The sequence below is a fragment of the Microbacterium lacus genome, assembly GCF_002812805.1.
GTDB classification, from domain to species: domain Bacteria; phylum Actinomycetota; class Actinomycetes; order Actinomycetales; family Microbacteriaceae; genus Microbacterium; species Microbacterium lacus_A.
On the sequence record NZ_NMUM01000013.1, the window covers coordinates 23,339 to 33,077 of the forward strand.

The 9,739-nt window shown below is 66.8% G+C and carries 11 protein-coding genes; 6 read left to right on the plus strand and 5 right to left on the minus strand.

Annotation, left to right across the window (positions count from 1 at the left end):
* Positions 1-4 precede the first annotated feature (4 nt).
* The gene (locus CGU34_RS04615) at positions 5-1,381 is read left to right on the plus strand and encodes an NtaA/DmoA family FMN-dependent monooxygenase (protein ID WP_100813419.1); all 1,377 of its coding nucleotides are present in this window, start codon (positions 5-7) and stop codon (positions 1,379-1,381) included.
* On the opposite strand, the gene CGU34_RS04620 is transcribed toward CGU34_RS04615, so the two are convergent.
* Positions 1,378-1,560 carry a hypothetical protein gene (locus CGU34_RS04620; protein WP_100813420.1) on the minus strand — a complete coding sequence of 61 codons (183 nt, stop codon included), beginning with the start codon at positions 1,558-1,560 and terminating at the stop codon, positions 1,378-1,380. The two genes, CGU34_RS04615 and CGU34_RS04620, sit on opposite strands and share 4 nt — an antisense overlap.
* Positions 1,561-1,760: 200 nt before the next feature.
* Here CGU34_RS04620 and CGU34_RS04625 point away from each other — a divergent pair, with 200 nt between their 5' ends.
* Positions 1,761-3,227, plus strand: a complete 1,467-nt coding sequence (locus CGU34_RS04625; protein WP_269800289.1) for a glyceraldehyde-3-phosphate dehydrogenase — start codon at positions 1,761-1,763, stop codon at positions 3,225-3,227.
* 6 nt (positions 3,228-3,233) lie between these two features.
* On the opposite strand, the gene CGU34_RS04630 is transcribed toward CGU34_RS04625, so the two are convergent.
* Positions 3,234-3,416, minus strand: coding sequence for a hypothetical protein (locus CGU34_RS04630; RefSeq protein WP_100813421.1), 183 nt, complete (start codon positions 3,414-3,416; stop codon positions 3,234-3,236).
* 163 nt (positions 3,417-3,579) lie between these two features.
* Between CGU34_RS04630 and CGU34_RS04635 the strand changes: the two genes are divergently transcribed.
* Genes CGU34_RS04635 through CGU34_RS04645 form a run of 3 tightly spaced genes read left to right on the plus strand, consistent with a single transcriptional unit; the run spans position 3,580 to position 5,394 of the window.
* Positions 3,580-4,308: a histidine phosphatase family protein gene (locus tag CGU34_RS04635; protein ID WP_100813422.1), complete on the plus strand. Its 729-nt coding sequence runs from the start codon at positions 3,580-3,582 to the stop codon at positions 4,306-4,308.
* Positions 4,292-5,149, plus strand: a complete 858-nt coding sequence (locus CGU34_RS04640; protein ID WP_100813423.1) for an ADP-dependent NAD(P)H-hydrate dehydratase — start codon at positions 4,292-4,294, stop codon at positions 5,147-5,149. Before CGU34_RS04635 ends, CGU34_RS04640 begins: the two co-directional genes overlap by 17 nt.
* A gap of 23 nt (positions 5,150-5,172) precedes the next feature.
* Positions 5,173-5,394: a hypothetical protein gene (locus CGU34_RS04645; protein WP_100813424.1), complete on the plus strand. Its 222-nt coding sequence runs from the start codon at positions 5,173-5,175 to the stop codon at positions 5,392-5,394.
* 9 nt (positions 5,395-5,403) lie between these two features.
* Here CGU34_RS04645 and CGU34_RS04650 read toward each other — a convergent pair whose 3' ends face one another.
* Complete coding sequence (locus tag CGU34_RS04650; protein ID WP_100813425.1) at positions 5,404-6,330, minus strand: LysR family transcriptional regulator; 927 nt, start codon at positions 6,328-6,330, stop codon at positions 5,404-5,406.
* 143 nt (positions 6,331-6,473) lie between these two features.
* Here CGU34_RS04650 and CGU34_RS04655 point away from each other — a divergent pair, with 143 nt between their 5' ends.
* A complete protein-coding gene (locus CGU34_RS04655) occupies positions 6,474-7,826 on the plus strand; it encodes an aminomethyl transferase family protein (protein ID WP_232711537.1) in 1,353 nt (450 codons plus the stop codon).
* An 84-nt stretch (positions 7,827-7,910) separates the two neighbouring features.
* Here the strand turns inward: CGU34_RS04655 and CGU34_RS04660 are convergent, their stop codons facing one another.
* Positions 7,911-8,141, minus strand: coding sequence for a hypothetical protein (locus CGU34_RS04660; RefSeq protein ID WP_036300148.1), 231 nt, complete (start codon positions 8,139-8,141; stop codon positions 7,911-7,913).
* 264 nt (positions 8,142-8,405) lie between these two features.
* Positions 8,406-9,670, minus strand: a protein-coding gene (locus CGU34_RS04665; RefSeq protein ID WP_100813234.1) for an IS3 family transposase whose coding sequence is annotated in 2 segments (ribosomal slippage) — positions 8,406-9,319 and positions 9,319-9,670 — 1,266 coding nt in all. Because the reading frame shifts where the segments join, the coding sequence is not laid out codon by codon here.
* Positions 9,671-9,739: the final 69 nt, after the last annotated feature.

A 9,739-nucleotide genomic window follows, 5' to 3' on the forward strand; every position in this document is an offset into this window, starting at 1 on the left:
AATCATGACGCGAATCACGACCAAGAAGCTGGCGATCGGCATGTTCCAGAACGGTCGTGCGCGACAGACCTGGGCGATGCCGGGCCGCGAGGATGAGCCGAACTACACCGACCTCGAGTACTGGACCGAGCTTGCGCGCAAGTGCGAGGCGGCGGGTGCGGACTTCCTGTTCCTCGCCGACTCGTACGGCTACCCGACGCTGAACGACACCGTCATCCCGACGGCGATCGAGCGGAACGTGCAGTTCTCGACCGTCGACTCGCAGATGCTGATGTCGGCGTTGGCGGCAGCGACGAAAACCCTGGGGCTCGTCACGACGGTCTCCACGATGGTCGAGAAGCCGCCCATGGTGGCGCGCCAGTATCGCAGCCTCGATCACTTCTCGAAGGGCCGCATCGGGTGGAACATCGTGACGGGCTCGGCGCAGGCGGGATCCGCCCTGCTGTTCGGCGAGCCGTTGATGCCGCACGATGACCGGTATGCGCTGGCCGACGATCACGTGCGGCTCTCGCTGAAGCTGTGGGAAGGATGCTGGGACGACGACGCCCTCATCCGTGACAGCGCGACGGGGATCTGGGCAGATCCCGCCAAGGTGCACGAGATCATCCACGACGGCCCCTTCTTTTCCTCGAAGGGCGTGCTCGTCACGCCGCCGAGCCCGCAGGTCACCCCGACACTGTTCCAGGCCGGCGCCTCCAGCGCGGGGCGAGAACTCGCGGCGACGTACGCCGAGGCGGTATTCCTCGCCGCCGAGTCGAAAGCCCTCGCCGAACAGATCGCCGACATTCGCGGTCGCGCCGAGGCGAAGGGCCGCGGCCGCGACGCGATCAAGTGCCTGATCGCCGGGACGTTCCGCATCGCCGAGTCGGAAGATCAGGCACGCGCCGCGCACGAGGCCCAGATTGCGGGTATTTCTCTCGAGTATGCCGCCGCCACGTACGCCTACTTCACGGGCGTCGACCTGCTGTCGTTCGATCTCGACCGCCCGATGCCCCCAAGCACGGGGAAGACCGACAACGGACGCACGAACGTCGAGCGATTCCTCGGCCCGGATGCCCCGACCGTGCGGGAGATCCTCGAGGAGTTCCGCGCGAACGGCGTCATGGGCAAGCCCTTCCTCGGGACGGTCAAGCAGGCAGTCGACCAGGCCCTGGCGCTCATCGAAGAGACCGATGCCGACGGTTTTCTCGTCCAGCCCGACCCCGACGGCAGCCACGACATGTTCTTCGAGAAGGTCATGCCCGAGCTGCGCCGTCGCGGTGTCATCAAGGACGAGTTGCCGGGCGCCACCCTCCGCGAGCATCTGTTCGGGGAGGGTTGCGTCCGGTTGCCCGATTCGCACCCGGGTGCCGCCTTCCGGCGGACGGGAGTGCTGGTCTAGGCGTCGTCAGTCTTTTCGTCCTCTTCGGGCTCGAAAGTCGATCGGGTGCCCGTGTGGCCCGCCCCGACGCCGCGGGGGGCATCGGGGATCGTGCCGTCCTTGCCGAGTCCGCCCGGCTTCTGCGTTGCCTCGTCGTTCTCGGCATCGGACGCATTCTCGAGATCGCGGTCTTCCGTCATGGTCTTTCCCTTCGTCGCGGTGAAGCCTAGGCATCCATGAGGCATCCCGCTCCTGGGTTGACAGGGCCGTCACGGGAGCTCGATAAGTGGCCCGGAAGGAGCGGATAGAGTCGAGGGATCTGTGCTCGCCCGGGATTCGCTCGACTATTCGTATCGAGGATGCCGCGCTGAGAAGCACCTGCAACGTTGGAGGTACCGCCGTGTCCACGATCGATTACGACTCCCATCGCGACGACTGGGTGGCTCGCGAGGAGCTCGCCGAGCGCCTGATCCCGCAGATCGGCCGTCTGTACCGTGACCACGGAATCGTCACCTCAGTGCACGGTCACCGCATCATCAACCTTTCGGCGATCGGCGTGATCGAGGCGCACGAACGGGCCCGCCAGCTCGGTCACGAAGAACTCACCCTCGAGCAGACGGATGCCGTGCTGAGGGCGCTTCTCGCGATAGGTCCGGGTCCGGCTTCGGTCGATGTCGCGCGGCTCGCCCTCTCGCTGCGTGACGCCGGGCCTGAGGTCGATGTCGAGGCGCACGTTCGTGCCGCGTTCGAGGGTATGGACGTCGAGACAGCCGAACGGAGCACGGATGTCGTGCTCTACGGCTTCGGGCGCATCGGACGACTGCTCGCTCGCATCCTGATCAGTCACGCAGGCAACGGTCACGGCTTGCGCCTGCGCGCGATCGTCGTTCGGCGGGGTTCCGAGAACGACCTCATCAAGCGCGCGAGCCTCTTGAGCCGCGATTCGGTGCACGGGTCGTTCCCCGGCACGGTCGAGGTCGATGCGGACAACGATGTGATCGTCGCGAACGGCACCCGCATCCAGGTGATCTACTCCAGTGATCCGGCTGCGACGGACTACACGGCCTATGGCATCCGCGACGCGGTCATCGTCGACAACACGGGTCGGTGGCGCGACGAGGAGGGCCTGTCGCAGCATCTGCGGAGCCCCGGCGTCGCTCGCGTCCTGCTGACGGCGCCGGGCAAGACGCCGCTGAAGAACATCGTCCACGGCATCAACGATTCGGACATCACGCCCGAGGACCGCATCCTCTCCGCCGCATCCTGCACGACCAATGCGATCACCCCCGTGCTGAAAGCCATCGACGAGGCCTACGGTGTCGTCCGGGGGCATGTCGAGACGGTGCACTCGTTCACGAATGACCAGAACCTCACGGACAACTTCCACAAGGGCGATCGCCGCGGGCGCTCGGCCGTGCTCAACATGGTCATTACCGAGACCGGCGCGGCCAAGGCCGTGGCAAAGGCGCTGCCAGAACTGGCCGGCAAGCTCACGGGCAGCAGCATCCGCGTGCCCACGCCGGACGTGTCGCTCGCCATCCTGAATCTCACCCTCGAGCGCCCCGCGACCAAGGAAGAGGTTAACGACTACCTGCGCCGGGTCTCGCTGCACTCGAAGCTGCGGCAGCAAATCGACTACGTCGAGTCTCCCGAGGTCGTCTCAACGGACTTCGTGGGATCGCACCGCGCCGGCATCGTCGACGGGCTCGCAACGATCGCGGACGGCACGAACATGGTGCTCTACGTTTGGTACGACAACGAGTACGGATACTCCTGCCAGGTCGTTCGCGTACTGGAGAAGATCGCGGGAACGCACCCGGTGGTGGTACCGACGCGCGTGGACGTGCGGCTGGCTACGACCGGCTAGAGCCTGTCAGCCGCGAGCGGCGTCGGCATCCGTTCCGGGCTCGTCTCCGTCGGTCTCGGCGGGTGCGGTGGGTGCATCCGGATCGACCTGCACAGGAGGCTCATCCTGAAGGTAGGCCCGGTCCGTGTCCGGATTGCCGCTGCCGTCCTGGCCGAGGCTCGTGGGGGTGTTCCCGGCATCGTTCGACATGAGTTCTCCTCGTCGGAAGTGGCGGTTGTGGATCACGGCTGATCACCGTATGCATCCAGCGAACCCGGTCTCGGTGCGGAACGCATCGGGGTTGACAGAGTGTTGTGGAGGATGAGTTGTCAACGGTCTGCGGGTTTCGTCATCACCCGCCTACGCTCGCCGCATGGCGGTGACGGAATTGTGGTTGGTCAGGCACGGCGAAAGCGTCGGGAACGTGGCAGCGACCCGGGCGCACCTCGAAGGACTCGATGTCATCCCGCTCGATCTGCGCGATGCGGACGTGCCGCTCTCGGCAGCGGGCGAACAGCAGGCGCGCGCCCTCGGGGAGTGGCTGGCGGGTCACCGAGCCGAGATCGACGCGTACTGGGTGTCGCCGTACCTGCGCGCGCGCCAGACGCTCGACGTGGGGCTCGGCGACGAACGACCCGGCGCCGAGACGATCGTCGTCGATGAGCGGTTGCGCGATCGGGAGCTCGGCATCCTCGACCTTCTGACAATGCAGGGAGTTGAGCGGTTCCATCCCGAAGAAATGGAACGGCGTCGGCACCTCGGCAAGTTCTACCATCGGCCCCCGGGCGGAGAATCGTGGGCGGACGTCGCCCTCAGGCTGCGTTCGTTCCTACGCGACGCGCTGTCCGGTTCCGCGGGGAGGGCCATGATCGTTGCGCATGACGCCGTGGTGATGCTGCTGCTCTACGTCCTGCTCCCTCTCGACGAGGCGGAACTGCTGGATTTCGCGGCCGCCAACACGGTCGACAACGCCTCGGTCACGCACGTCCGTCTCACCGAAACGGGGTGGGAACTCGTGCAGTTCTCGAGCGTCGGACACCTCGAGCGCGAGGGCGCTCCCGTCACCGAGCACGCGGGGAGCCCCGATGTCCAGCCCGAGTGAGACCGTCACCCCAGAAGTGCTCCGGGAATGGGGGATGCCCGATCCCGGCAACTCCAAGAAGACGCGCGGACGCGTGATGGTCGTCGGCGGGTCGCGGCGCTCGCCCGGGGCGATCCTCCTGGCGGGCGAAGCCGCACTGCGGGTCGGTGCCGGCCGCCTCGGGCTGGTCGTGCCCCTCTCGATCGAGGCGCAGATCGGTGTCGTGATCCGCGAGGCCGCGGTCTTCTCGCTTCCCGAGCAGGCGACCGACCCCATCGACGGACATCTGCGTGACGAACTCGCCGCCGCCGGTGCCGTGCTGGTCGGGCCCGGTTTCGACGAGCCGGACGAGACGCGTGCCACCCTCGAGGCGATCGCCGACATCGGCGTCGCCTGCCTGGTGCTCGACGCGTTCGGGCTCGGCGTCCTGCCCGACATCGATCGAACCCTCCTCCCGGACACGCTCATCCTGAACCCCAACGAGGAAGAAGCCGCCCTGCTGCTGGGCCGGGAGCTACGCGATGATCGAGCCGGCGATCTCCTCGAGATCGCCGAGCGATACGACGCCGTCGTCAACTGTTACGGCCACGTCGTCAGCCCCTCCGGTGAATCATGGCGTGTCTCGGCGGGCGGTTCAGGACTGGGGACATCGGGCAGCGGAGACGTGCTGGCCGGCGCGATCGCGGGCCTGGCGGCGCGCGGATTATCCGCGGAACGCGCCGCGGTCTGGGCGAGCTGGACTCACGCGAGTGCCGGTGACCGGCTCACGGAGCATCCGGGTCTCGGCTTTCTCGCCGGGGACCTCGCCAGAGAGCTGACGCCCGTGATGAACGGGGTACTGGGCGAGTTCACCTCGGTGTAACCTCCGGGCGGGAGGATGCGCCCATGTCGATGTCCGAGCCCTTCATGCCCGCCGACGAGCCTCGTCCCGAGGGCCCACCGACCGATCGCGATATCGACACCGATGTGGACATCATCTGGGGCGCGAGCGAGGACGGGCCGGAGGGCGTTGCCCCCGAGTATCCGGCGAATCCCGCATTCCGGACGCCCACCCCGGGTGCAGAGCTCTCTGAGGATCAGCTCGAGAAAGACCTCAACGAGGAGTAGACGGTTCCGTCAGCGTCCCGGGTAACCGTGGATGGCGAAGAACTCGCCGTGCGTGCCCGAGATGGCATGTCGCACGGTGTCGAAGACCCAGTCGAGCGCGGCCGAGTGCTGGGCGGTTGTCCGTGCGAAGAGCGACACGTCGACGCTCGCCATGTCGAACGGGAGCTGCCGAACGACGAGCGGCCAGGATGTGGCCCATCCCGCGCCGATCGTGTCGGGAACGGTCGCGATCATGTCGGGGCGTGCCGCGAGCAGCGGGGGGACGGATGCGAAGTGGTTGACGCTGACCGGTTCGTCCAGCCGTGCGGCGAGACGGCTGAGTGCGGTGCGCAGGTTCGGGCGCCCCGAGTCGCTCGCCACCACCACGTGGCTCGCGGCGAGGTAGTCCTCGAGGGTGACGTCGCCGTCGGCGAGCGGATGATGCTGCGACATCAGAATTGCGTAGCCCTGAGACTTCAGAACCACGTGCGGGAAGTCGCCCATCACGGGCGACGAGGTCACAGCCAGATCGACGCTGCCGCGTGCCAACCAACCGGGCAAGCGGTCGACGTCCAGCGGCACCACCTCGAGGCGCGCGTGTGGTGCGGCGGTGCGGACCGCGTCGAGAATGACCGGAAAATAGCCGATCTCGCCTAGCTCCGAAAGCGCGATCCGAAAAATACGATCGAACGTCGTCTGCTCGAACCCGTGCACCGCGTCGAGCGTCCGGTCGATCCGTCCCAGGGCCTCCCGAAAGTCCGGGTAGAGCGAGCGGGCGAGTTCACTCGGGTCCATCGTCCGACCGACCCGTTGGAAGAGCGGGTCATCCAGTTCACGCCGCAGCCGTCCGAGGGCCTGACTGACGGCGGGTTGAGTGACGTACAGCCGCTCGGCCGCGGCGGTCAAACTCCGCGTCTCATAGATGGCGACGAAACTGCGCAACAGATTCAGGTCCACGGTGCTCCTTCTGGAGGACGGATGCGTCGACTAAGACATCCTTCCCTCAGGATAAGCATTGCTTATGCTTCGCCCCGTTCTCAATACGTAAGCTGGCGATGAGCCACCGCCGGCGGATGACCGCCGCGAACGAAGGAGTTCCCGTGTCCGAATCTCTCGCCGCCGCAATCGCCCGTGTCGGAAGCCCGGTCGATGTCCTCCGCAACGCACCGGCTCGCCCCACCGTCTTCCCGGTGACGCCCGAGTTCAGCAACTGGCGATCCGAGCAGCTGTCGTGGCGCACGTCGGTCGCTCTCCTCGATCAGTCTCACCACATGACCGACCTCTTCCTGAGCGGTCCCGACGCGCTCAAGCTGCTCAGCGACGTGGGTGTGAACAGCTTCGCCAACTTCCGGATCGACAACGCCAAGCAGTTCATCGCGGTCAACAGCGACGGGTACCTGATCGGCGACGCGATCCTCTTCTATCTCGCCGAGGAGTCCTTCGACCTCGTCGGGCACCCGATGGTCATCGACTGGGTGCAGTACCACCTCGAGACGGGCGACTACGACGCCACGTTCGAGCGCGACGGCAACTCGATCGTGCGCGCCGGTGACCCGAAGCTGTACCGCTTCGAGCTGCAGGGTCCGAATGCGCTGGCGCTCATGGAGAAGGTCACCGGGGCCCCCGTGCCGCCGACGAAGTTCTTCCACATGGCGACCTTCACGATCGACGGCCTGACAGTGCGCTCGCTGCGGCATGGCATGGCAGGCCAGCCGGGCTTCGAGCTGTTCGGCCCCTGGGCCGAGGGTGAGCGCGTGCGCTCGGCTCTGCTCGAGGCCGGCGAAGAGTTCGATCTCGTGCTGGTCGGGTCGAAGGCGTATTCCTCGGCGAACCTCGAGTCGGCCTGGGTGCCATCCCCGCTTCCCGCGATCTTCACGGGTGAGGGCACTGCGGCGTATCGCGAGTGGTTGCCCGTTGCTCGGGCGGGGTCGCTCGCGGGCAGCCTCGCATCCGACGACATCACCGACTACTACGTCACGCCCTACGACATCGGCTACGGCCGGAGCGTCGCATTCGATCACGACTTCATCGGCCGTGCGGCGCTCGAGCGGCACGCTGCGGAAGCGCCCCGAACCAAGGTCACCCTCGTCTGGAACGAAGAGGATGTCGCGTCCGCCGTGCAGTCGCTGCTCGAGCCCGGCGTTCCCGCGAAGTACATCGACTTCCCCAAGGCGCGTTACGGGCTGTACCAGGTCGACCGGGTGCTGATCGACGGTGAGGATGTCGGAATCTCGCACGACGTCGGCTACATCACGAACGAGCACGCGTTCGTCTCGCTCGCCAGCATCGCTACGGAGCACTCGGCACCGGGCACAGAGGTGCACGTCCTGTGGGGCGAAGAGCCGAACTCGCAGAAGCCCGCCGTTGAACCCCACCGCCAGATCGCGGTCCGTGCGACGGTCGAGCCCGCGCCGTATTCGGCATTCGCTCGCGACAACTACCGGGCGAGCTGAGCGGGCCGTCTGCCCACAGGGCGGGGTTAACGAGCAAGAGACCCCGGAGTACTCTCCGAGGTCCCCCGTTCTTGTGCAGACGGGTCAGGCGTCGCGGATGTTTTCCTTGACCTCGTTGCGGGTCTTGACCGAGTCGCGCTCGGCTTCGGCCTTCTTCACCTCGGCGTCGGCTTCGGCTTTGGTCTTCTTCACCTCGGCGTCGGCCTTCATCTCGTCGACCTTGTCGCCGATGCGGTCCGTGGTGTCCTCGAACGCGTCCTTCGCCTTGCGGCCAGCGGTTTCGGCGGTCTCTTTCGCGTCGTCGATGAATCCCATGTCTGGCTCCTTTCGAGTGGGTGTATATCGAAGCTAGGCCAGTTCGCGCGCGCGAGCAGAGGGGTTGCGTCGTGCCGCGCCGGTTGATACGACACTGGCGGCCGACGGGCGCGCGCCCATATCCTCGCGACATGGCCAACGAGGCGACGTTCTCCACAATCCTGTTCCAGCAAGGCAACAACACGGGTATCGAGGTTCCCGCTGGCGTGGTCGAATCCCTGGCAGCCGGGGGCCTTGCCCCCGGTTCTTGGACACGGGGTGGGATTATGCCGCTATCGGTAGCGTAGCGGCGGTGAGTTCGGCTTCGAATGCGACGGGCGCGATGTAGCCGAGGTAGGAGTGGCGGCGGGTGTTGTTGTAGCGCACGAGCCACCGGAACACCTCGCGACGGCAGGAGGCCTCGTCGGCGAACACGGCCCGGTCTTGCAGGACCTCGCGCTTGAGCGTCGCGTTGAACGCCTCCGCGAGGGCATTGTCAGCGCTCGTGCCCACCGCGCCCATGGACTGTGTCACGCCGAGCCGCTTGCACAGTCCCGCGTAGGCCTTGGAGGTGTAGACCGATCCGTGGTCCGAGTGGAACACGGACCCGGTCAGCCTGCCGCGGGTCAGCCTCGCCGAACGCAGCGCATCTTCGACGAGCTCGTTGCGCATGTGGTCCGCGACCGCCCACCCGGCCAGCCGTCTCGAGCAGCAGTCGATCACGGTCGCCAGATACAGGTTCTGCCCGTCAGCCAGCGGCAGATAGGTGATGTCGCCGACATACCGCTGGTTCGGCGCCTCGGCGGTGAAGTCCCGTTTCAGCAGGTCGGGGACGACCTGTCCCGACGGCTCGGGGACGGTGGTGCGCACCCGCCGCTTGCGCTGGTACCCGTGGATCTCGTTGTCTCGCATCACGCGGGCGACCCGCTTGCGGTTGACCCGCTCGGACGGCGCGGCGCCGTCATTGAGCTCGGCGGTGATCCGTGGCGCGCCCATCGTGTTGTCGCCTTCGTGGACGGCGCGGATCCGCCCCGCCAGAACGTCGTCCTCCGCGGCGCGCGCCCGCCGGGCGGCGGCGCCGGCCCGCCATGCGTAGAACGAGGACCTCGTGATCTCGACGAGCTGACACAACCGCTTCACCGGGTAGGTGGCTGAGAGGTCCTCAACGAACTGGAAGCGGTTCACCAGTTCGTCTCCCCCGCGAAATACTTGGCCGCCTGCCGCAGGATCTCACGCTCGGTGACGAGCTTGACCTGCTCGACCTCCAGCTGCGCGACCCGCCCCTCCAGGCGTGCGATGCGCTGCGCGGGCGTCTCATCCGCCCCCGCATCCGCCGTCGGCGAGGTCGCCGACGCCTTGAACGGGCTGCGCGCGGCGGTGCCGTCCGCAGCCGTCTTCCGGCCCGTCCCGTGCCGCTCCAGCCACAGCCGCAACGTGCCGCGCTCGATCCCGAGATCAGCGGCGATGCCACGCACCGTCGCCCCGGGAGTGGACTCGTACAAGTCCACGGCCTGCCGCCGGAACCCGTCGGAGTAGTTCTTCCTAACCATGATTCTGATCATCTCGCTTCCCCAGCAAAATGCTGGATTCAGCGTGTCCAAGAACTGGGGTCAGGGCCC

Coding starts and splice junctions, on each gene's coding strand:
- CGU34_RS04615 (WP_100813419.1), top strand. CDS start 5: ATGACGCGAATCACGACCAAGAAGCTGGCGATCGGCATGTTCCAGAAC.
- CGU34_RS04660 (WP_036300148.1), bottom strand. CDS start 8,141: ATGGGATTCATCGACGACGCGAAAGAGACCGCCGAAACCGCTGGCCGC.
- CGU34_RS04640 (WP_100813423.1), top strand. CDS start 4,292: ATGTCCAGCCCGAGTGAGACCGTCACCCCAGAAGTGCTCCGGGAATGG.
- CGU34_RS04635 (WP_100813422.1), top strand. CDS start 3,580: ATGGCGGTGACGGAATTGTGGTTGGTCAGGCACGGCGAAAGCGTCGGG.
- CGU34_RS04645 (WP_100813424.1), top strand. CDS start 5,173: ATGTCGATGTCCGAGCCCTTCATGCCCGCCGACGAGCCTCGTCCCGAG.
- CGU34_RS04630 (WP_100813421.1), bottom strand. CDS start 3,416: ATGTCGAACGATGCCGGGAACACCCCCACGAGCCTCGGCCAGGACGGC.
- CGU34_RS04620 (WP_100813420.1), bottom strand. CDS start 1,560: ATGACGGAAGACCGCGATCTCGAGAATGCGTCCGATGCCGAGAACGAC.